The sequence below is a fragment of the Caballeronia sp. GAWG2-1 genome (assembly GCF_023631405.1).
Taxonomy (GTDB): Bacteria; Pseudomonadota; Gammaproteobacteria; order Burkholderiales; family Burkholderiaceae; genus Caballeronia.
This window is the reverse complement of the sequence record NZ_JALQDD010000013.1, coordinates 83,528-104,382: the sequence shown is the minus strand read 5'-3', so window position 1 is coordinate 104,382 and position 20,855 is coordinate 83,528. Positions and strand designations below refer to the sequence as shown.

19 protein-coding genes are annotated in these 20,855 nt (G+C 62.1%); 8 read left to right on the top strand and 11 right to left on the bottom strand.

The annotated features are described in order from the left end of the window. Positions 1–104: 104 nt before the first annotated feature. Together bamC and NCR98_RS08805 are read left to right on the top strand one after the other, a co-directional pair. Entirely contained in the window at positions 105–1,247 is a 1,143-nt protein-coding gene (bamC, locus tag NCR98_RS08810) for an NlpB/DapX family lipoprotein (RefSeq protein WP_250525993.1), read from the top strand. Positions 1,248–1,274: 27 nt separating this feature from the next. Further along, on the top strand, positions 1,275–2,048 hold the full coding sequence (locus NCR98_RS08805; RefSeq protein ID WP_250525992.1) for an MBL fold metallo-hydrolase: 774 nt from the start codon (positions 1,275–1,277) through the stop codon (positions 2,046–2,048). A 111-nt stretch (positions 2,049–2,159) separates the two neighbouring features. On the opposite strand, the gene NCR98_RS08800 is transcribed toward NCR98_RS08805, so the two are convergent. Together NCR98_RS08800 and NCR98_RS08795 are read right to left on the bottom strand one after the other, a co-directional pair. Beyond that, positions 2,160–2,414: a hypothetical protein gene (locus NCR98_RS08800; RefSeq protein ID WP_244825575.1), complete on the bottom strand. Its 255-nt coding sequence runs from the start codon at positions 2,412–2,414 to the stop codon at positions 2,160–2,162. Between the two features lie 269 nt (positions 2,415–2,683). Then, positions 2,684–3,931 carry a cupin domain-containing protein gene (locus NCR98_RS08795; RefSeq protein WP_250525991.1) on the bottom strand — a complete coding sequence of 416 codons (1,248 nt, stop codon included), beginning with the start codon at positions 3,929–3,931 and terminating at the stop codon, positions 2,684–2,686. A gap of 33 nt (positions 3,932–3,964) precedes the next feature. On the opposite strand from NCR98_RS08795, the gene NCR98_RS08790 reads away from it, so the two are divergent. Beyond that, positions 3,965–4,510, top strand: coding sequence for an FKBP-type peptidyl-prolyl cis-trans isomerase (locus tag NCR98_RS08790; RefSeq protein WP_244825571.1), 546 nt, complete (start codon positions 3,965–3,967; stop codon positions 4,508–4,510). Positions 4,511–4,561: 51 nt separating this feature from the next. Here NCR98_RS08790 and NCR98_RS08785 read toward each other — a convergent pair whose 3' ends face one another. The 5 genes from NCR98_RS08785 to NCR98_RS08765 all read right to left on the bottom strand — a co-directional run bounded on the left by NCR98_RS08785 (position 4,562) and on the right by NCR98_RS08765 (position 11,673). Then, positions 4,562–5,896, bottom strand: coding sequence for a hypothetical protein (locus tag NCR98_RS08785; RefSeq protein WP_250525990.1), 1,335 nt, complete (start codon positions 5,894–5,896; stop codon positions 4,562–4,564). Then, complete coding sequence (gene mutS, locus NCR98_RS08780) at positions 5,883–8,585, bottom strand: DNA mismatch repair protein MutS (RefSeq protein WP_250525989.1); 2,703 nt, start codon at positions 8,583–8,585, stop codon at positions 5,883–5,885. The genes NCR98_RS08785 and mutS overlap by 14 nt, the downstream gene beginning before the upstream one ends. Positions 8,586–8,798: 213 nt before the next feature. Then, a complete protein-coding gene (locus NCR98_RS08775) occupies positions 8,799–9,167 on the bottom strand; it encodes an ElaB/YgaM/YqjD family protein (protein ID WP_244825565.1) in 369 nt (122 codons plus the stop codon). Between the two features lie 177 nt (positions 9,168–9,344). Continuing rightward, positions 9,345–10,643: a lysophospholipid transporter LplT gene (lplT, locus tag NCR98_RS08770; RefSeq protein ID WP_250509225.1), complete on the bottom strand. Its 1,299-nt coding sequence runs from the start codon at positions 10,641–10,643 to the stop codon at positions 9,345–9,347. Positions 10,644–10,869: 226 nt separating this feature from the next. Further along, positions 10,870–11,673 (bottom strand): inositol monophosphatase family protein, encoded by an 804-nt coding sequence (locus NCR98_RS08765; RefSeq protein ID WP_244825561.1) that lies wholly within the window; start codon positions 11,671–11,673, stop codon positions 10,870–10,872. A gap of 318 nt (positions 11,674–11,991) precedes the next feature. Between NCR98_RS08765 and NCR98_RS08760 the strand changes: the two genes are divergently transcribed. Both NCR98_RS08760 and cysE read left to right on the top strand, forming a co-directional pair. Next, complete coding sequence (locus NCR98_RS08760; protein ID WP_284503802.1) at positions 11,992–12,768, top strand: RNA methyltransferase; 777 nt, start codon at positions 11,992–11,994, stop codon at positions 12,766–12,768. A gap of 142 nt (positions 12,769–12,910) precedes the next feature. Beyond that, positions 12,911–13,696, top strand: a complete 786-nt coding sequence (gene cysE / locus NCR98_RS08755) for a serine O-acetyltransferase (RefSeq protein ID WP_250525988.1) — start codon at positions 12,911–12,913, stop codon at positions 13,694–13,696. A 100-nt stretch (positions 13,697–13,796) separates the two neighbouring features. On the opposite strand, the gene NCR98_RS08750 is transcribed toward cysE, so the two are convergent. From NCR98_RS08750 to NCR98_RS08735, 4 genes are all read right to left on the bottom strand, one after another. Then, complete coding sequence (locus NCR98_RS08750; protein WP_250525987.1) at positions 13,797–14,606, bottom strand: UDP-2,3-diacylglucosamine diphosphatase; 810 nt, start codon at positions 14,604–14,606, stop codon at positions 13,797–13,799. Positions 14,607–14,617: 11 nt separating this feature from the next. Continuing rightward, positions 14,618–15,109, bottom strand: coding sequence for a peptidylprolyl isomerase (locus NCR98_RS08745; RefSeq protein WP_244825556.1), 492 nt, complete (start codon positions 15,107–15,109; stop codon positions 14,618–14,620). A 72-nt stretch (positions 15,110–15,181) separates the two neighbouring features. Then, positions 15,182–15,769 carry a peptidylprolyl isomerase gene (locus NCR98_RS08740; RefSeq protein WP_244825554.1) on the bottom strand — a complete coding sequence of 196 codons (588 nt, stop codon included), beginning with the start codon at positions 15,767–15,769 and terminating at the stop codon, positions 15,182–15,184. Positions 15,770–15,904: 135 nt separating this feature from the next. Further along, on the bottom strand, positions 15,905–16,705 hold the full coding sequence (locus NCR98_RS08735) for a tetratricopeptide repeat protein (RefSeq protein WP_502799735.1): 801 nt from the start codon (positions 16,703–16,705) through the stop codon (positions 15,905–15,907). A gap of 544 nt (positions 16,706–17,249) precedes the next feature. Between NCR98_RS08735 and cysS the strand changes: the two genes are divergently transcribed. From cysS to NCR98_RS08720, 3 genes are all read left to right on the top strand, one after another. After that, positions 17,250–18,647 carry a cysteine--tRNA ligase gene (cysS, locus tag NCR98_RS08730; RefSeq protein WP_250465166.1) on the top strand — a complete coding sequence of 466 codons (1,398 nt, stop codon included), beginning with the start codon at positions 17,250–17,252 and terminating at the stop codon, positions 18,645–18,647. 47 nt (positions 18,648–18,694) lie between these two features. Continuing rightward, a complete protein-coding gene (locus NCR98_RS08725; protein ID WP_250525986.1) occupies positions 18,695–19,759 on the top strand; it encodes a DNA-3-methyladenine glycosylase family protein in 1,065 nt (354 codons plus the stop codon). A 118-nt stretch (positions 19,760–19,877) separates the two neighbouring features. Then, positions 19,878–20,849 carry an acetyl-CoA carboxylase carboxyltransferase subunit alpha gene (locus tag NCR98_RS08720; protein ID WP_244825547.1) on the top strand — a complete coding sequence of 324 codons (972 nt, stop codon included), beginning with the start codon at positions 19,878–19,880 and terminating at the stop codon, positions 20,847–20,849. The last annotated feature ends 6 nt before the right edge of the window (positions 20,850–20,855 follow it).

Here is a 20,855-nt window from a genome sequence, read left to right as displayed (position 1 = left end):
CCACTTCATCAGTCATCAACCGCCGTTCATTGGCCCCGTCGGCCCGCACGAATAACGCGGGAACGACGCGAGGCAATGCGTCATCAGCAGCAAAGAAGGACCTCATGAACCGTTCCGCTCTTCTTACTCAAGCCAAACGCCTGAGCGTGTTGTCACTCGGCGTCAGCGCCGTCTTCGCGCTTGCCGGCTGCGATACGCTCAACGACTGGCTCGCGCCGGACCGCGTCAACTACAAGGCTGCTGAGACCGCGCCCGCGTTGGCCGTGCCGTCCGATCTTTCCACCGCCGACATCAGCCAGCGTTACGCCGCGCCGCCCAAGGAAAACACGCTCGGCGGCACCGCCGCGCGTTCGGTCACGCCGGCCGGCAACACCACGCTCGGCGTGCCGACAGCGCAAGATCCGTACGGCATGCACGTGGAAAGCGATGGCGACCGCCGCTGGCTCGTCGTCGACGGCCGTGTGCCCGACCAAGTCTGGCCGCAACTGCAGGAGTTCTGGACGGAGAACGGCTTTACGCTCAAGACCGACTCGCCGCAGACCGGCATCATGGCGACCGACTGGGCCGAGAATCGCGCGAACATTCCGGACGACTGGTTCAGAAAGAGCGTCGGCAAGCTGATCGACTTCGCATATTCGTCGGGTACGCGCGACATGTTCCGCACGCAAGTGGATCGCGCGGCGGACGGCTCGACCGACATCAACGTCACGCATAGCGCGATGGAAGAAGTGCTGACGGGTCAGGACAAGACTTCGTCGCGCTGGGAAACGCGTCCGCGCAATCCGGCGCTCGAAGCCGCGATTCTCGTGAAGATCATGCAGAAGTTCGGCCTGACCGAAGACCAGGGCAAGAAGCTCGTGACGCAGGCGCGTCCGGCGGGCGCGAAAGTCGCGGTCGATTCAGCCGCGGGCGGCTCGACACTCGATCTGGCGGAACCGTTCGATCGCGCGTGGCTGCGCGTGGGCCTCGCGCTCGATCGCACCAACTTCACGGTGGACAATCGCGACCGCGCGAAGGGTCTCTACTACGTGCATTATTCGGACTCCATGGCGGAGCTGAAGAAGGAAGGTTTCTTCGGCAAGCTGTTTTCGAGCAACACGCCCATGCCTACACGTCAGTTCTTCGTCAACGTGAAGCCGAAGGCGGATACGCTTACCCAGATCGCCGTGGTCGACGCCAACGGCCAGCCGGACAATTCATCTGATGCGCAGCGTATCGTGTCCTTGCTGCACGCGCAGTTGAACTGAATATTCGCGTATCGACATGGACACATTGTGAGATTTGCGAGCCTCGGCAGCGGTAGCGAAGGCAATGCATTGCTCGTCGAGGCGACGAGCGGCACGACCACCACGCGCGTGCTGCTCGACTGCGGGTTCTCCGCGAAGGAAGCCGAGCGCCGGCTCGCGCGGCTCGGCTGCCGCGCGGACGAGCTCGATGCCATCGTCATCACGCATGAACACACGGATCATATCGGCAGCGCGCTGACGCTTGCGCGCAAGTGGTCCATTCCATTGCATATGAGTTGGGGCACGGCGCGCGCATGCGGCGCCGACGAAGCGAACGTACAGCTCAACGTGTTGTGGGGCGATGAGAGCGTCGCCATCGGCGATATCAGCCTCTTGCCTTACACGGTGCCGCACGACGCACGAGAGCCCTTGCAGTACGTGTTTTCGGACGGCGCAAGCCGTCTCGGCGTGCTAACCGACGTGGGTGTGTCGACGCCGCACATTCTGAACGTGTTGAGCGGGTGCGATGCGCTTGTGCTCGAGTCCAATCACGATATCGACATGCTCGCGGGAAGCCGCTATCCGGCTTCGTTGAAGGCGCGCATCGGCGGAACGCACGGACACCTGAATAATGACGCCGCTGCTGCGATTCTCGCGGCGCTCGACCGTTCGAAGTTGCGTCATCTGGTTGCCGCGCATCTCAGTCAGCAAAACAATCTGCCGCATCTGGCGCAGGCTGCGCTCGCTAGCGTAGTGGGTGCGTCGGCGGTGGATGTCGTCGTTGCAACGCAGACCGAAGGGTTCGATTGGCTCGCGCTTTGATCATCTAAGCAACTCGCACAGAAAACGCAGACACAAAAAAACCGGCCCAAAAGCCGGTTTTTTTGCATGCAAGCTGCGATGAAGCAGCCCGCACTAAGTAAGGACTCAACCTTACTGGCTTGCGCCCGAAGCCGGGGCAGCCGACGAAGCGGCAGCGTCCGATGCTGCGCCAGCAGCCGAAGCTGCGTCGCTTGCAGCGGCCGAAGCGCTCGATGCTGCAGCGTTTGCGTCCGAAGCAGCAGCCGCCGGTGCCGAAGCAGCCGACGTATCGCTTGCAGCGCTCGGAGCAGCCGAATCGCTAGACTTGTTGCATGCAGCAAGAGCAACAGCAGCCAACAGGGATGCTACGAGGAGGGATTTCTTCATGATCACGTCCTTTTATGGTTAAAGGTAAGCAACAGCGCAAAGTACCGGTAATGTGTGCTCCAACACCGACCTGGGCCGCTGTGGAGCCCCACAATATTTTTTTGTTGTGAGACATCCTACGGCTTGGCCGGAAATTATAGGCACTTTCGACGCGACCGTCGATAAATCGGGGGCCGATACGTTGTCTTTCTCATACAAATTTTCATATTGCGGGACAGCAAAACAATTAGTTCCGCAAATACTTGGCGGCACATTGGCTGTCAAGCAATTCAGATCAAAGAGTCCAACTTAATCCAGCCCGCACAATACCATTCGTGCAGCATCGATGTCATTGAAGAATCATCTGTAAGTGTTACAAAGCGTTTCCCTTCAAGGCAACGTGCATCGGCCAGTTCGGGAAGCCACTTTTTAGCCCTTGCAGTTAACGCTTCGGCCTCGCCATTAACAAAATAAGACGTCTTGTCATAGAGCAGAATAGTCTTACGGTCGAGCGTTAAACCTGCCTTCTTCGCGCGCTCTACAAACTTTTGCTGATTAAGCGCACGCTCCGGCGGATCAAAAACGACATTCGCTTTCGGCTCACTCAAATAACTGCCTAAAAACGCCGCGATATCCTTTTCGGTCCATTTGATATCCGCAAGGATCGAGCCAACCCGGTCGAGCAGAAGCTGCGGCAAAAGCGCGGGTTTCGTAACCGGCTCCTGTTGCGGATCGCGATAGCGCGCCTGCGCTTTTGCGTTCGCTGGTGTATCGCCCATGCGTTCGGCTAGGTGATAGAGGAACTGCGCCGTGAGTTCTCGCGTGGAAGGCGCGCGAAAGCCGATAGAGCAAGTCATGCACTCGCCCTCGGCGATCCCGTCATGCGCGATATGAGGCGGCAGATACAGCATGTCTCCCGGCTCCAGCACCCATTCTTCCTCAGGCTCGAAGTGCTGTAAAACTTTCAACGGCATGTCGGGTTTTAGCGAGAGATCGCGCTGTGCGCCGAAGCGCCAGCGGCGCTTGCCATGCACTTGAAGCAGGAACACATCGTAAGAGTCGAAGTGCGGGCCAACGCCGCCGCCATCCGTCGCATAGGAGATCATGAGATCGTCCAGACGCGCATCGGGGATGAAGCGAAAGCAGTTCATCAACGCGGCGGCGCGATCGTCATGCAGGTTCACGCCTTGCACGAGCAGCGTCCATTCGCGCTTCTTGATGGCCGGCAGTTCGTCGGATGCGAACGGTCCGTGCTCCATGTTCCACGTATTGCGAAAATGCGTGATGAGGCGCGATTCGACGTCGTCGAGATCGGCGAGTTCGAAGAGTTCGTCGCGCGACAGCGGTGCCTTCATGCCGGGGAACGCCTGGCGAATCAGGAGCGGCTTCTTCTGCCAGTAACGCCGCATGAACTGTCGCGGCGTGCGGTTGCCCAACAGAGGCGTAGGCTCGTCGGGTAACGGTGCGCCAGGCTTGTGCATGTTGGGACGCAGGCTGGAATCGGGGATGGGTGTTGCTTCAGGTGGCCGCTTGGGCATCGTATAATCGAGGCTTGTATCTTGGAGGATCCAATGAAAATTGCGAAAGACACTGTCGTTCTGGTCGCTTACAAGCTATCGGATGCACAAGGCAATCTGATCGAGGAAAGCGACGAGCCGATGGTCTATCTGCACGGCGGCTATGATGGCACGTTCCCCAAGATCGAGGAAGCGCTCGATGGTCGCGAACCCGGCTATGAAACGTCCATTCAACTGGAGCCGCAAGATGCATTCGGCGAGTATGACCCTGAACTCGTGAAGATCGAGGAACGCAGCCGTTTCCCCGAACCGCTCGAAGTGGGCATGCAGTTCGAAGGCACGCCCGAAGACGCCGACGACGAACTCGACTCGCTCATTTATACGGTGACCGACGTTGCCGAAGACAAGGTCGTGCTCGACGGCAATCATCCGCTCGCAGGCATGGCGTTGCGCTTCGCATTGTCGGTGCAGGAAGTGCGCACGGCCACGGAAGACGAAATCGTGCATCAGCACGCGCATGGCGCGGACGGCCTTCAAGTGGCCGACGACGAAGACGATGACGAAGAGCCGCCGAAAGACGCGGGCCCCACGCTGCACTGATCATCTTGTTTGATGCAGTCCGAAAAGCGCAGCGCTTGCTGCGCTTTTTTTTTAATATCGATTGCTTTCGTTCGAGCCTTGAGGCGCTGCACCGTTCTGTACGCCCGATGCCGGCAATGGAAACAATGGCGGCATGGATTGCGGCGTAAAGACCGGTGGCAGGTCCGATGCAGGCGGCTGCGGTAAGGAAGGTGGCGCGGGCAACGGAGCGGGGAGGTCATCGCGCGGCAAGGCGGGCGGCGTGGTTGGCGGCACGATGGGCGCCGCATAAGAAGACGCACCCAGTGGTGCAGACGAACCGCTCGATTGCGCAGGTGCTTCGTTTTGCTGATCGCTGCTGTCGCGCTTACGGACATCGCTCACGTTGCGCACGCGCAGCCGGAATGGCGGATGCCAAGAAGCATCGCTCTGAACTTCGAGCCACTGCGTCTGCGGTTTCTTCAACGCAATGGCAACCCGCGTGAGATTCGTCACCACCAATCCCTTGTCGTTGTGCAAGGGCTGATCGATATGAAAGCCGCTCGGCTCGCTGGCGTCGCCGCCATGAATGACGATCACCGGTCCGCGAAACGTCTCCGCCGCTTTCACGAGGCTGCGCTTCAGTTCGAGAAAGCCGTCGCGTACCGGGTTCGTGCGCGAAAAGCGCAGCCATGCGAAACGATCGCGCTTTTCATAGCGCGCGAAATCCGGATCGCCCTGCATGAGCACGACGAGCGCGCGCATGCCCGAACGTCGCGCCGATTCCGCCGCATGTTCGAGCCAGAACGTGGTCGCCACCGCGCGATCCTCGAACTCGCCGTTGCGCCCGCCGGCCGTCAGGTAGTGATTGTTCGGGCTCGGCGCATTGAGTCCGATGAACGCGACGCCATTCGCTTGCCAACGCACGATCTCGCGGAATGAGCGAAAGCGCGCGACATCGCTTTCGCGTGCGAGCGTGAGCGGGTTCTGTCCGAGTGAGCCTGCATCGCCAAAAAATTGCTGACGCACGAAATCGAGCCGTTCGACCGGATCGTATGAGCCTGAGCGCGCCGAGCCGCAATCGGCCCAGTCGTGTTCGCCGAGCAGCATGATGAGCGGCGTGCGCGATGCATCGAGAAGATCGTGACGCGACTGATACACGCTGTCGCGGCATGCTTCGGCCGGTCCCTTCAGATTTCCGTCATAGACGATGAACGCCAGATTCCGATCGCGGCCGATGGCATCGAGCATTTGCCGCACGGGCGCTTCGTCGGCGGGACGCGAAAGAGAATCGGCAATGACGGCGAAGGTCAGCGGCCCGTTGTCTTCGCCTTGAGCGTGGGCGTGCGTGAGCGCGGCACCAAGCAGTGCCGCCGCGCAGAACGCGCGCATTAGATTGCCCGCCGAGAGGCGCTCAACGCGCGTCATCCGCCGCGGACTTCGCCATGTCGTGCAATTCGAACAGCAGTTCGAGCGCATCGCGCGGACGCAACTCGTTCGGATCGAGTGAACGCAGCTTGTCGAGTGCGGGATGCTCGGGCGGCGCGTGAACCGGCGATGCTTCCGGCTCGTCTTCATAGCGGTAAGCCGGGCTCGCGAAGAGATCGTATTGCGGCGTCGGCTGGCCGATGGACTGCTGCTCCAGATGCGCGAGATGCTTGCGCGCCACGCGGATCACCGCGGACGGCACGCCAGCCAGTTGCGCGACTTGCAGACCATAACTCTGATTGGCCGGACCTTCATTGACCGAATGCAGGAACACGATGCCATGATCGTGCTCGACGGCCGAAAGATGCACGTTGGCCGCCTGCGTAAACTCCGTGGGCAGTTGCGTGAGCTCGAAGTAGTGCGTGGCGAAGAGCGTGTAGCAGCCGTTATGCGTGAGCAGATGGCGCGCGATGGCCCATGCCAGCGCGAGGCCATCGAACGTGGACGTGCCGCGCCCGATTTCATCCATCAGCACGAGGCTGGATGCGCTCGCGTCGTTGAGAATGGCGGCCGCTTCGGTCATCTCCACCATGAACGTCGAGCGCCCGCCCGCGAGATCGTCCGCCGCACCGATTCGCGTGAAGATGCGGTCCAGCGCGCCGAAGCGTGCTCGCTTCGCCGGCACGTAGCTGCCGACGTGAGCCATGAGCGCGATCAACGCCGTTTGCCGCATGAAGGTGGACTTGCCGCCCATGTTCGGACCGGTGATGAGCAAGAGCTTGCGCTCTTGCGACAGGCAACAGTCGTTGGCGATGAATTGCTCGACCTGCGCCTCGACCACGGGATGCCGCCCTTGTTCGATATCGATGCCCGCACCTGCGGCGAACTCGGGCGCGACCCAGTCGAGCGCATGCGCGCGTTCGGCGAAAGCGCCGAGCAGATCCAGTTCGGCGAGCGCTGCCGCGACGCGCTGACAATCTGCAATGAATGGCAGCAGATTTTGCAAGAGCGCGTCGTAAAGCAAGCGTTCACGCGCGAGCGCCCGCTCTTGCGCCGAAAGCGCTTTGTCCTCGAAAGTCTTGAGTTCGGGCGTGATGTAGCGCTCGGCGTTCTTGAGCGTCTGCCGGCGCCGGTAGTCGTCGGGCACCTTGTCAGTCTGTCCGCGCGTGACTTCAATATAGAAGCCATGCACCTTGTTGAACTCGACGCGCAAATTGGTGATGCCCGTACGCGCGCGTTCGCGGGTTTCGAGATCGATCAGGAACTGATCGCAGTTCTCCGAAATGTCGCGCAACTCGTCGAGGTCCGTGTCGTAGCCGCGCGCGATCACGCCGCCGTCCCGGATCAGCGCGGCAGGCTCGGGCGCGATCGCGGCCGTGAGCAAATCGAGACACTCGCGCGGCGGTTCGAGCGCTCCGCCAATGCGCACGAGCGCCGCCGTCTGCGCGGGCACGGCTGCCACCAAGGCGCGCAGATCGGGCAGGGCGGCGAAGGTATCGCGCAGGCTCGACAGATCGCGCGGACGCGCCGACAACAGCGCAAGACGCCCCGTGATGCGTTCGATGTCCGAGATCTTGCGCAACGTGCTTCGCAGCGCGTCGAGACCGCTCGCGGCGGGCGCATCGAGCAATGCGCCGATGGCATGCTGACGCGCCTGCGCAATCGACGTATCGCGCGGCGGATGATGCAGCCAATGACGCAACAGACGGCTGCCCATGGTCGTGCAGCAGGTATCGAGAAGCGAGAACAGTGTGGGCGATTCCGTGCCGCGCAACGTCTCGGTGAGTTCGAGATTGCGGCGCGTGGAAGGATCGAGCCCGATGTACTCCGACTCGTATTCCACCTTCAGGCTGCGCACGTGGCGCAACTGCTGGCCTTGCGTGGCGGCCGCGTAGATGAGCAGCGCACCCGCCGCGCCGCACGCGCAGGTGAGGGTCTGCGCGCCGAAGCCGTCGAGGCTCGCTACATCCAGTTGTTCGCCGAGACGCTTGGTGCCGGAGCTAACGTCGAAATGCCATGCGGGCACGCGCGTGGTCGCCGTGAGATTCGTCACGCCGAAGGAAGCGCGCGTGTCGGTGACGGTATCCGCGATAAGCGTTTCCGCCGGACGGATGCGTTCGAGCGCCGTGCTCACTTGCTCGGGCGCGACTTCCGCGAGCCGCAGCGCGCCGCTCGCGAGATTGAGCCACGCGAGGCCGACGCTCGTCACCACGCCGCGCCGGTTATGCATGGGGCAGAGCGCAAGCAGATAGACGTCGCTTTTATCGGCGAGGAGCGCCGCGTCGGTCAGCGTGCCGGGCGTGACCACGCGCATGACCTTGCGTTCGACCGGACCTTTCGATGTCGCCGGGTCGCCGATTTGCTCGCAGATCGCCACCGATTCGCCGAGCTTCACCAGCTTGGCGAGATATTGCTCGCATGCGTGATGCGGCACGCCCGCCATGCGGATTGGATTGCCGTTCGACGTGCCGCGTTGCGTGAGCGTGAGGTCGAGCAGGCGCGCGGCTTTCTCGGCATCGTCGAAAAAGAGCTCGTAGAAGTCGCCCATACGATAAAAGACGAGCGTGCCGGGGTGCTCCGACTTGATGCGCAAGTACTGCTGCATCATGGGAGTGTGCTGCGCGATATCCGCCGGAAGCGCGGCCGCTGCATTGGAGAAAGGTTCGGGAGTTGCCGTTTGATTGCCCATCTTGCGTGCGGTAAGTGCAAAGACGCCGGGCGCAGCGTGCGTTCAGCCGCGCGCCAACTGATAGGGCATGAGTTTAACCTGTCGGGCACGTGCGAGAGGAGTCGGCCGAACGGGCTAGGGTCGAGTACGTGCTCCAGTAGCCGATGAAAGAACGAAGGCGCCGGACTCGCCGGCGCCTTCGTCAGAACCACGCAACGCTAAAAGCGCTGATCCTCATGCGCGTCCGGCCAGAAATCCGACCAGCAGCGCGAGACCCGCCACCGCGCCCAGCGTATGCCACGGCTTGTCGTGCACGAATTCGTCGGCGTAGCCTGCGGCATCGCCGAGCTTGCCTGTCAGTGCCGTACTCGCGCCGTCGATTTGCGAACGAGCGGTCTTGAGCTTCGATTGCAAGTCACGGCGCAACTTGTCGCCGTCGATATCCTTGCCGCTCTGGATCGAGCTTTCGAGGTCATCGAGCAAACTGCGCAACTGGCTGCTGGCCGAATCGACCGCATCGCTCGCACCGCGCACGGCGCGCTGGCCCACGTTGGCTGCGCCATTGATTTTGCTGTCGAGCGTCGAACGTGTGAACAATCCCATTTCCTTGCTCCTTATTGACGTGCCGAAAAGAGTCGCACGACGCAAACCCGCATGTATTGCAGCGTGCCGCGTCTGATGCTCTGTCTACCAGATTTTTCGCGGTTGCCCGCGACCGATTGCACAGGCCACTGGGCTTCGCGGCCTGGTACGAACCCAGGATACACTCGGTAGCAAGCCTCATTCCTCGACGAGCGCGCCGAGATCCACATCGCGTTCGTTTTGCGAATGGCGGCGCATGGCGAGCGCCATCATCACGCCGACGAACACGCCGAATATCACGATGATCCATTGCACCGGAACCTTGATCGTGAGGAGCAGCGCGTAGGAGCCGAGCATGGCTAGCACGGCGATGTTCTGATTGAAGTTCTGCACGGCGATGGACGCGCCGGCGGACAAAAGCGTGGCGCCCCGGTGCTGAAGAATCGCGTTCATCGGCACGATGAAAAAGCCCGCGAGGCCGCCGAGCGCGATCATCAGCGGATACGCCATCAGAATATAAGCGGGCGCGAAGAGCGGCCCGATATGCACACCTGCATTGGCGGGGAACATGTCCTTGTTGTAGAAGGCCATGGCCACCGATACCGCGCCGATCAGCACGCCCACCGGCAGAACCTTGAGCGACTGCCGCAAGACGATCCATGCCGATGCCGCCGCCGCGCCTAGTGCAATGCCCACGCCCGTCACGCCCTGCAACACGGCCGCTTTGGAAAGCGAGAGGCCGAGATTGGCGTCGGCCCACTTGAGCACGAGCAGTTGCAGCGTAACGGCCGCGCCCCACAGGAGCGTCGTGACCCAGAGCGCGATCTGCGCGAGCTTGTCGGTCCAGAGCACCTTGAAACTGTGCGAGAAGTCGCCGACGAGACGCGTCGGCTGGTTCAGCAAATTCGGGTAGCGCGCGCCGGTATCGGGAATGAACGCGTTGATCGCGGCCGCCGACGCGTAGATCAGCATGACCGTGAACATCGCGGCGTGCGCGGCAGTGTGCATCAACGGCACGTGCGCGTTCTCGACCCAGCGCGCCACGACTTGGCTCACGAGCGCGCCGCCGATCACCGTGCCGAGGATGGTCGATCCGACCGTCGCCGATTCGAGCCACGCGTTCGCCGCGATGAGCTTTTGCGGCGGCAGCAGTTCGGTCAGGATGCCGTACTTCGCGGGCGAATAAGCGGCCGCGCCGAGGCCGACCACGCCGTATGCAATCATCGGATGCACGCCCGCGATCATCAGCGCGCAGCCCGCGGCTTTGAGCGCATTGGAGATGAACATCACGTGGCGCTTTTGCAGGGCATCGGCGAATGCACCGACGAAAGGCGCGAGCACCACATACGACACCGTGAAGAAGATCTGAAGCAACGGCGTGACCCACGGCGCCGATTGCACGACGGCAAGCATGGCGATCGCGGCGATCAAAAGCGCGTTGTCCGCCAGCGACGAGACGAACTGCGCGGCAATGATCGTGTAGAAGCCTTTTTTCATGGCAAAACGAGAGTTGGCGCGCGTCGTGCGGCGCGCGCCGGGGTGTGTTCGGGGGAAACGGACAGCCAAGGAGCGTGCTGTGGCGCTTGAACCTTGCCGCGTGTGCGAAAGATTGCACTGTATCGGAGCGGCGGATTCGATGCAGGAAGTGATGCAGCGTGGCGATCGAAGAACGAGGAAAACGCTAGGCGGGCCGCTCGCGCGTGCCCGCCGACCCAAACGCCCCTTACTCTCCCGTCAACCGCGTGCGCGAATGCGGATCGAGCACCTTGATCATCTGCGCGTACACCTTCGGATTGGCCGCGACGATCTCGTTCTGGAACAGGAAATCCGATTCGCCCGTGTAGTTGCCGACGAGACCGCCCGCCTCCGTGACGAGCAGACTGCCCGCAGCCACGTCCCACGGATGAATGCCTTGCTCGAAGAAGCCGTCGAGACGGCCCGCCGCGACATTGGCGAGATCGAGCGCCGCCGCGCCCGGACGACGCAGGCCCGCGCACGACAAGGTCATTTCGCTGAAAAGGCGCATATAGCCGTTCAGGCCCTGGCCGTCACGGAACGGAAAGCCCGTGCCGATGAGCGCATCCGAAAGACGATCCAGCTTGCCCACGCGAATGCGACGCTCGTTCAGATACGCGCCACGGCCGCGCGATGCCGTGAAGAGGTCGTTACGCGTCGGGTCGTAGATTACGGACTGCGTCACGATGCCCTTGTGCACGAGCGCGATCGACACGCAGTAATACTGGAAACCGTGGATAAAGTTCGTGGTGCCGTCGAGCGGGTCGATGATCCACTGGAACTCGGAGTCGCGATCGTCCTTGCCGGATTCTTCGGCAAGAATGGAGTGATCGGGATAAGCGGTGTGCAGCGTCTCGATGATGGCGGCTTCGGACGCCTTGTCGACTTCCGTCACGAAGTCGTTGTGCTGCTTCTTGCTGATCTGGATACGGTCCAGGTCCAGCGATGCGCGGTTGATGATCTGTCCGGCGCGGCGCGCGGCCTTGACAGCGATATTGAGCATCGGATGCATGAGCGAAATCCTTTGACCGCCGTGCACGGGCAAGAACCGCGAGCAGGCGAATTAAATGAGCGACAACGACTTTGTCGACGAAAGACGAATTGGATAAGAGCGGGGCGCGGCGCCAGGCAAAGTTGAAGAGGCGAAACGCAAGCGCGCTATTTTACCCGAAACGCGCCTTTTGGCCGCGCGCGCGAACCAAAAAGCCGCCAACATCGCCGACAATCGCTAACATAGCGGACTGTGTGTACCCGTACGCCATTGATGCGCGACGAGACGCAATACCGACGCGCACGAACCATTCAGCAACACGCAAAGCACCATTCATCCTTGGACACCAACCAATTCATCGCGCCCGCGGGCGGCTTCACGTCGACCCGTTTCATCCTCGTCGAGCCGAGTCATCCTGGCAATGTCGGCGCGGCGGCGCGCGCGCTCAAGACCATGGGCTTCGCGCGCCTCGTGCTGGTCGCGCCGCGAGTGGCCGACGTCAAGAACGAACCCGAAGCCATCGCGATGGCAAGCGGCGCCGACGACGTGCTCGCGAGCGCCCATGTCGTCGATACGCTCGCCGATGCGCTCGTCGGCGTGCGCTGGTCCGTCGCGCTCACGGCGCGCATGCGCGAGTACGGTCCGCCGCAGATGCCGCCACGCGCACTCGCCGAACGCGCGCACGAACTCGTGCGGCATGGCGACATCGCGCTCGTGTTCGGCAACGAGCGCACGGGCTTGTCCAACGCGGATGTCGAGCGTTGCAGCGCGCTTGCCCATATCCCGGCGAATCCGGCGTATAGCTCGCTCAATCTGGCGCAGGCGGTGCAGGTCCTCGCCTACGAATTGCGCGTCGCGTTTCAGGAGCCCGCGTCCGAACTCACGCTCGTCGAGCCGGCCGCGCACGTCGCGGGTGCATCGAGCGATGAGATCGAAGGCATGTACGCGCATTTCGAAGAAGCGCTCGTCGCGCTCGACTTTCTGGATCCCGCCAATCCGAAGAAGCTGATGTCGCGGGTGCGGCGGCTCTTCGCGCGCTCGGGACTCGAACACGAGGAAGTGAATATCCTGCGCGGCATCGCCAAACATATTCTCGCGCGCGTCAAAAAACCCTGAACGCGATGTGGCTGCAAGCAACCGTGCTTGCAGCGGGGACAATCGTGCAGAGTTCGTCCGAGTGACTCTACAATCGCCAAAAATATAAGCTTTGCGCGCGCGGTCATTTGGGCTTCGCGCCTGACCCCATCGAGATCACGACATGTTCCAACGACTTCGCGAAGATATCGCCGCCATCCGTGAGCGCGATCCCGCCGCTCGCAGCGCCGTTGAAGTCGTGACGTGCTATCCCGGCCTGCATGCCATCGTGCTGCATCGTTTCGCGCATGCTTGCTGGCGCGCGCAGTGGCGCTGGCTCGCGCGTTTCGTCTCGCAGATGGCGCGCTTTCTCACCGGCATCGAGATTCATCCGGGCGCGACGCTCGGCAGGCGCGTGTTCATCGATCACGGCATGGGCGTGGTGATCGGCGAGACGGCCGAGATTGGCGACGACTGCACGATCTATCAGGGCGTGACGCTTGGCGGCACGTCGCTCACGCGCGGCGCGAAACGGCATCCCACGCTGGGGCGCGGCGTGATCGTCGGCGCGGGCGCGAAGGTGCTCGGCGGCTTTACGGTCGGCGCGGGGGCGAAGATCGGTTCGAACGCGGTCGTCGTGAAGCCGGTTCCGGCGGGCGGCACGGCGGTGGGCAATCCGGCGCGCATCGTGATGCCGGCGGTGCAGCGGCCAAAGGAAACCGCGCGTGAAGGCTTTTGCGCTTACGGCATCACGCCGAACGCGGACGATCCGGTGTCGCTGGCCATTCACGGTTTGATCGATCACGCATCGACGCAAACGCAGCGTGTCGATGAAATCGTCGCCGCGCTCGAACGTCTGGGCGCGCGCGTGGAAGCGCTCAATGGTGCCGGCGGAGCGGGGCTCGTGGACTTGAAGCGCTTGTGCGCGTCGATGGAAGGGAAGGTGGAAAGCGAACTCGCGCAGCGGTAATTTTTTGTGCCGTTGCGGCGCGTGAAAGCGTGAGTGCAGTTCGAATTTCGCGCTCGCACGGCAACGGCTGCGTGGCGAACCCAAGAGTCATGCACCAGAACTACAACGGCAGCGCGCGAATCCCTTCCTCGTCGATCCGCAGATACCCGCCGCGCGGTTCATCCATATCCAGTTCCCAATCCGGCAACACCCAGCGCGCGCCTTCCACTTCCCGATGCATCGCCGGACGATGCGTATGTCCGTGGATCATCGTATGCGTGCGGCTGCGGATGAAAAGCTCCGACACCGCCTTGCGCGTCACGTCGTATTTCGGCGATTCGCCCTGCATGCGCGCGCCCTCGCTGTTCGTGCGCATGCGCTGCCCGATGCCGAGCCGCGTCTTCAGCGGCAACGCGAGAAACGCGCGCTGTGCGAACGGATTGCGCGCAAAGCGCCGAAAGCGCTGATAACCGGGATCGGCGGTGCAGAGCGCGTCGCCATGCGCGAGGACGATGCGCGTGCCGAACGCGGTCATGGTGAACGGATCGGGCAACGGAAGTGCGCCGGCTTCCTTCATGAAGCGCTTGCCGAGCAGAAAATCGCGATTGCCATGCATGACATATAACGCGATGCCGCGCTCGGTGAGCGTATGCAAAAGCTTCGTCATGCGGCGCGCGAAGCGGGCGCGCTCGTCGGCGACGGCCTCATCCAGGATATCGTCGCCGACCCAAAATTCGAACAAGTCGCCGAGGATGAAAACCGAGTCCGCGCCGCTCGCCGTGACTTCGATGAAATGCTCGAACGCGGCGACCGTCTTCGGAATCGCCTCGCTCAAGTGCAGGTCGGAAATGAAAAACAGCGGGCGCGCGTCGTGCGCTGCGCCCGCTGCTTTTTGCGCGACCTCTTGCCTGAAAGACTTCGTGTCGATCATGCGTGCCGTGTTCAGACCACCACGGCCTTTTCGATCACGACGTCGTCCACCGGCACGTCCTGATGAAAGCCCTTCGAGCCGGTCTTGACCTTCTTGATCTTCTCCACCACGTCGAGACCTTCGACCACGCGGCCGAACACGGTGTAGCCCCAGCCCTGCGGCGTCGGCGACGAATGGTTCAGGAAGTCGTTGTCCTTCACGTTGATGAAGAACTGCGCGGTTGCCGAATGCGGGTCGTTCGTGCGCGCCATGGCAACCGTGCCGTTGTCGTTCGTGAGGCCGTTGTTGGCTTCGTTGTCGATGGGGGCATCGGTCGGCTTTTGCTTCATGCCCGGCTCGAAGCCGCCGCCCTGAATCATGAAGCCGTCGATTACACGGTGGAACACGGTGTTGTCGTAATGACCCTTCTTCACGTAGTTGAGGAAGTTCTCAACCGACTTCGGCGCCTTTTCAGCGTCCAGTTCGATCTTGATGACGCCGTGGTTCGTATGCAGTTCGACCATGATGATTTCTCCGGTATGTTGATGATTGACGATGGGCGGCGTTCACCGAACGAACGCTGCCGGGTTGTGCGTTTATTGCGAGACCACGGTAGCCGACTCGATCACGGTCGGCTTTTGCGGCACGTCTTGCATCGGGCCACGCGTGGTGGTCGGGCTCGCTTCGATCTTCTTCACGACATCCATGCCCGAGACGATCTTGCCGAACACGGCATAACCGTTGCCGTCGGGATTCGGGAAGTCGAGTCCTGCATTATCGACCGTATTGATGAAGAACTGCGCCGTGGCGGAATTCGGGTCGCTGGTGCGCGCCATGGCGAGCGTGCCCGTCGTGTTCTTCAGGCCGTTCTTGCTTTCGAGCGCGATGGGCGCGCGCGTGGGCTTCTCGGCGAAACTCGTGCTATAGCCGCCGCCCTGGATCATGAAACCCGGAATCACGCGATGAAAGATCGTGCCCGAGTATTGACCGGACTTCACATAGTCCAGGAAGTTCGCGACCGTCTTCGGCGCCTTCTCCGGATACAGCTCGACCTTGAAGTCACCTTGCGAGGTATGGAACAGCACGGTCGGATGCGCGCCCGTTGCGGATTGCGCCGCCTGTGCGTAGGCGGGCGCGGTAGCGATCAGGGCAGCGCTGGTAAGCCCCAACATCAGCAATTTCATGAAGGATCGGTCCTCGGGTGATGATGCAAACGAATGCAGATAAGCAGCCGCAATCGCGGCCGACCGACAGCTTACCGCCTGCACGCGCGAGTGCGCCAATTAGCCTTGTCCGACGCCGCGCCGTGGTCGCGTGTCTCAAGGCTGCGTCTGCGGCGCGACGTAAGGCGCGGTCGGGAACGGCCCGGTTGCGCCGCCGTACGGCGAGTACGAATCGGGTGAGGGCATGGTCGACAGGCCGGTGCCGCTGTCGGTGCTGCCCGAGCCTTGCGCGGGCGCCCATTCACCCGATGGCGATTGCGGCGCCGCAGTGGCGCGCGTGCCCGAGGCTCCATTCGCCGCAACGCCGCGACGAACCGGCGGCGGCGTGATGATGTTCTGAATGGCCGTCACGCGCTGACGCGTGAGCGGACTCGTCGAGCCGAGCGATTGCGCGCGTTTGTACGATTCGCTCGCGAGCCGCAGATAAAGATCGCCGAGATTGTCGTATGCGAGCGCGTAGCCCGGGTTCGCCTTGACCGCCGTTTCGAGCGCGGCGCGCGCTTCTTCGTAGCGGCCTTTCTTGGCGTAGAGCGCGGCGAGGTTGTTATACGGCTCGGGCAGTTCGGGATACGCCTGCGTGAGTTCGGTGAAGGCCACGATGGCGTCGTCGTCGCGATTCAGGCGCGCAAGCACGGTGCCGCGCTTGAACTTCGCCTGTACGTCGGTCGGATTGGTGGCGATGCGCGCATCGAGTTGCTTGAGCGCGGCGTTCCAGTCTTGTCCGGCGATGGTCGAGTCGATCTGCGGCGTGCCGTCGGTGGTGGATTTCGCGAGCTGCGCGAACGCCGTGGTCGAGATGCCGACCGAAGCCGCCATGCCGATGACCGCGATCGCGCCGGCACGCATGAGCGTGTTCCTCGCGATGTTGCGGGAAAGAGAGAAGAGGTGCGAAGGCATGCGCGCGCGAGCGTGAGTCACTTGGAATCGATTCAAGGAATGAGGCAGCGAAGGGATCATAACCGGGCTTGATGGATGAGCGGCCGGCAAGCGGCCGGCAAGCGGACAACCAGGTGTCGAAGCAAGTCAGCGAAGCATGCGGCAACTTGGCCGACAAGCCCGCCGCAAAAGGCCTCGGGCATGGCTCGAGCGTCACGCGCGAAGTCCGTCGCGCGGCACGCCGGGCACTTCATGGGCACAGGCCCCGGTGTTATACTCCGACCCATTCTAACAAAAGGTCCGTACGTTTCGCGCACGCGCCGGCTGCTTGCAGCTATCCTTTGCAAGTGCATGTGTTGCCCGGTGTATCGAAGCAGCGTTGCGAGGCATCGGACTCGTTGGACTTTCTTGTTGGACTTTCCTTTTCAGCCACTCGTGGCCGTCTTCGTTCTGGTCGCATGACCGTCGTGTCGCTTTCGCGAGTGCGCCTTGGCCGTAAAGCCCGCATCGACACGCCGCATGCAATGCCATGCACGAATGTTCCGGGTTCACGCACTGTCTCTTTATGAATTCGCTGCGCATCTACAACACGCTCGCGCGTGACAAGCAATCCTTCACGCCGCTTCGCGCTGGCGAGGTACGCATGTACGTCTGCGGAATGACGGTGTATGACTATTGTCACATCGGCCATGCGCGCGTGATGGTGGTGTTCGACATCGTGCAGCGCTGGCTGCGCACGCTCGGCTATAAAGTCACGTACGTGCGCAACATCACGGACATCGACGACAAGATCATTCGTCGCGCGGTGGACAACGGCGAGCCCATCAAGGCGCTCACCACGCGCTTCATCGCGGCCATGCACGAAGATGCCGATGCGCTCGGCGTCGCGCGTCCGGACCTCGAGCCGCGCGCAACCGACTTCATTGCGCAGATGCTCGGCATGATCGATGCATTGCAGGCGAACGGCTATGCCTATCACGCGAAAGACGGCGACGTGAACTACGCCGTGCGCAAGTTCGCTGACTACGGCAAGCTGTCGGGCAAGTCCATCGAAGACTTGCGCGCGGGCGAGCGCGTCGCCACCAACGACGCGAAGGAAGATCCGCTCGACTTCGTGTTGTGGAAGCAGGCAAAGGCCGGCGAGCCACAGGACTCGGGCTGGGACTCGAAGTGGGGACGCGGGCGTCCAGGCTGGCACATCGAGTGTTCGGCCATGGGCTGCAGCTTGCTTGGCGACCGGTTCGACATTCATGGCGGCGGCCAGGACTTGCAGTTCCCGCACCACGAGAACGAGATCGCGCAGAGCGAAGGCGCGACCGGGCAGACGTTCGTGAACTACTGGATGCACAACGGCTATGTGCAGATCGACAACGAGAAGATGTCGAAGTCGCTTGGCAACTTCTTCACCATTCGCGAAGTCCTTGAAAAATTTGATGCCGAAGTGGTGCGTTTCTTTATTGCACGGGCACACTATCGGTCGCCGCTGAACTACAGCGACGTGCATATCGACGATGCCAAGAACGCATTGACTCGCCTCTATACGGCGTTGAAAGATGTCGAGCCGGACAATCGGCAACTTGACTGGAACGAGGCGAACGCGCAGCGTTTCCAGTCTGCGATGAACGACGACTTCAACACGCCCGTGGCGGTTTCGGTGCTGTTCGATCTCGCGAGCGAAGTGAACCGCACACGCGACACTTCTCTCGCGCGCCAGCTCAAGGGTCTCGCCGGCGTGCTGGGTCTGCTCGGCCGTGAGCCGCGCGCTTTCCTGCAGCAAGCAGGCGGCGCGGCTTCGACCGAAGGCCTCGCGCCGCAAGAGATCGAAGCGAAGATCGCCGAACGCGTTGCCGCGAAGCAGGCAAGGAACTATGCCGAAGCAGACCGTATTCGGGCCGAATTGCTCGAAGCCGGTATTGCGCTTGAAGACAAACCGGGTGGGTCGACCGAATGGCGCCGCGTGTGAACGCAGCCCTTCATACCCTCTGATCGACTCACCAGGCAGGAGGCACGATGGCAACGGCCAGGAAGACGCCGGTCAAGCGACCCGCGTCTGTCAGGAATGCATCGCCCGCGACGAAGCGAACGCGCGGCGAGCAAGCGACGACAAGCACGCTCAAGAGTGATGGTGCACGAGCTTCGGCTCAGAAGGCAGTCAAGCGCGCGGCACTCAAACGTAGCGACGGCACGCGTCTGAACGGCGTAAGCCGTGAGGACGTAAAAGCGGATGCAAAGACGGACACGAAAGCGATCCGCGCAGCCGCGCGCGTGACGAAAACGCGCAGCGAGGAAGCGGAAGCGTCGCCCGTCAAGGCGAACGGACGCGCGCATGCCGGCGATGCCACGAACGCGCAAGCGCTCGTCGCCGACAAGGAGCGCGGTGAAGTCGTGCGCAAGTCGCGCGTCGTCACGGCGGATGCCGAGGTGCCCGTGCAGATCGGCGGACTCACGCGCGAAGTCGTGCGTCCCGATTACTGGGACAAAGCGTGCGCCGACCTGATGAAGCGCGACCGCATCCTCAAGAAACTCATTCCGAAGTTCGGCCAGATGCATCTCGTGAATCTGGGCGATCCCTTCTCGACGCTCGCGCGTTCGGTTGCTGGCCAGCAGATTTCGGTGAAGGCCGCGCAAGCCATTTGGGAGCGCGTGAAGGGCGCTTGTCCGGATGTCGTGCCGGCGCGTTTCATCAAGCTCGGCCCGGAGAAGCTTCAGGCGTGCGGCTTGTCCAAACGCAAGACGGAGTACATTCTCGATCTCGCGCAGCACTTCGTATCGGGCGCGTTGCACGTGGATACCTGGGCGTCGATGGACGACGAAGCCGTGATCGCCGAACTCACGCAGATTCGCGGTATCGGCCGGTGGACGGCGGAGATGTTCCTCATCTTCAACCTGGCGCGCCCGGACGTTTTGCCGCTCGACGACCTCGGTCTGATTCAGGCGATCAGCGTCAACTACTTCAGCGGCGAACCTGTCACGCGCAGTGAAGCGCGCGAAGTAGCTGCTAACTGGGAGCCGTGGCGCACGGTTGCAACGTGGTACATGTGGCGCAGTCTCAATCCGATTCCCGCGGACCATTAAGAACCGACTAAAAGATTGGCGAACTATCGTTGATTTATAATCGATAGTTCCCGCGCGCATTTATCAGGGACGGACGCGGTTAAAATACGCCCTGCCCGATGTTCTAGGACTCGAACACATGAAGACCACGTTTCTGGATTTCGAGCAGCCGATCGCTGAACTCGAAGCGAAGATCGAAGAACTCCGCTTCGTTCAGGACGATTCCGCTGTCGATATTTCGGAAGAAATCGAGCGGCTGTCGAAAAAGAGCCAGCAGCTCACCAAAGATCTGTACGCGAATCTGTCGCCGTGGCAGGTATCGCAAATCGCGCGGCACCCGCAGCGTCCGTACACGCTCGACTACGTGAACGAGCTGTTCACGGACTTCCATGAATTGCATGGCGATCGTTCCTATGCGGACGATCTCGCCATCGTCGGCGGTTTTGCGCGTTTCAATGGCCAGCCGTGCATGGTGATCGGCCATCAGAAGGGTCGCGACACCAAGGAGCGCGCGTTGCGCAACTTCGGCATGCCGCGCCCGGAAGGGTATCGCAAGGCCGAGCGCCTCATGCGTCTCGCCGAGAAGTTCAATCTGCCCATCTTCACTTTCGTCGATACACCCGGCGCGTATCCCGGCATTGGCGCGGAGGAACGCGGGCAGTCGGAAGCCATCGGGCGCAATCTCTACGTCATGGCGGAGTTGAAGACGCCGATCATCACGACGATCATCGGCGAGGGCGGTTCGGGCGGCGCGCTTGCCATCGCCGTGGCCGACACCGTCATGATGCTGCAATTCTCCACGTACTCGGTCATCTCGCCGGAAGGCTGCGCGTCGATCTTATGGAAGAGCGCGGCCAAGGCGCCGGAAGCCGCGGAAGCGCTCGGGCTCACGGCGCATCGGTTGAAGGCGCTGGGTCTCATCGACAAGATCGTGAACGAACCGCTCGGCGGCGCGCATCGCGACCCCAAGGGCATGGCGGCGCTTTTGCGTCGCGCACTTGCCGATTCCCTGCGCCAGTTCCAGGGCATGAGCGTGCAGGATCTGCGCGAGCGCCGCTTCGACAAGCTGATGGCGTACGGCAAGTTCAAGGAAACGCTGCCGGGCGCGTGATCCGCG

Coding starts and splice junctions, on each gene's coding strand:
- bamC (WP_250525993.1), top strand. CDS start 105: ATGAACCGTTCCGCTCTTCTTACTCAAGCCAAACGCCTGAGCGTGTTG.
- NCR98_RS08800 (WP_244825575.1), bottom strand. CDS start 2,414: ATGAAGAAATCCCTCCTCGTAGCATCCCTGTTGGCTGCTGTTGCTCTT.
- NCR98_RS08795 (WP_250525991.1), bottom strand. CDS start 3,931: ATGCCCAAGCGGCCACCTGAAGCAACACCCATCCCCGATTCCAGCCTG.
- NCR98_RS08790 (WP_244825571.1), top strand. CDS start 3,965: ATGAAAATTGCGAAAGACACTGTCGTTCTGGTCGCTTACAAGCTATCG.
- NCR98_RS08785 (WP_250525990.1), bottom strand. CDS start 5,896: ATGACGCGCGTTGAGCGCCTCTCGGCGGGCAATCTAATGCGCGCGTTC.
- mutS (WP_250525989.1), bottom strand. CDS start 8,585: ATGGGCAATCAAACGGCAACTCCCGAACCTTTCTCCAATGCAGCGGCC.
- NCR98_RS08775 (WP_244825565.1), bottom strand. CDS start 9,167: ATGGGATTGTTCACACGTTCGACGCTCGACAGCAAAATCAATGGCGCA.
- lplT (WP_250509225.1), bottom strand. CDS start 10,643: ATGAAAAAAGGCTTCTACACGATCATTGCCGCGCAGTTCGTCTCGTCG.
- NCR98_RS08765 (WP_244825561.1), bottom strand. CDS start 11,673: ATGCATCCGATGCTCAATATCGCTGTCAAGGCCGCGCGCCGCGCCGGA.
- cysE (WP_250525988.1), top strand. CDS start 12,911: ATGTTCCAACGACTTCGCGAAGATATCGCCGCCATCCGTGAGCGCGAT.
- NCR98_RS08750 (WP_250525987.1), bottom strand. CDS start 14,606: ATGATCGACACGAAGTCTTTCAGGCAAGAGGTCGCGCAAAAAGCAGCG.
- NCR98_RS08745 (WP_244825556.1), bottom strand. CDS start 15,109: ATGGTCGAACTGCATACGAACCACGGCGTCATCAAGATCGAACTGGAC.
- NCR98_RS08740 (WP_244825554.1), bottom strand. CDS start 15,769: ATGAAATTGCTGATGTTGGGGCTTACCAGCGCTGCCCTGATCGCTACC.
- NCR98_RS08735 (WP_502799735.1), bottom strand. CDS start 16,705: ATGCCTTCGCACCTCTTCTCTCTTTCCCGCAACATCGCGAGGAACACG.
- cysS (WP_250465166.1), top strand. CDS start 17,250: ATGAATTCGCTGCGCATCTACAACACGCTCGCGCGTGACAAGCAATCC.
- NCR98_RS08725 (WP_250525986.1), top strand. CDS start 18,695: ATGGCAACGGCCAGGAAGACGCCGGTCAAGCGACCCGCGTCTGTCAGG.
- NCR98_RS08720 (WP_244825547.1), top strand. CDS start 19,878: ATGAAGACCACGTTTCTGGATTTCGAGCAGCCGATCGCTGAACTCGAA.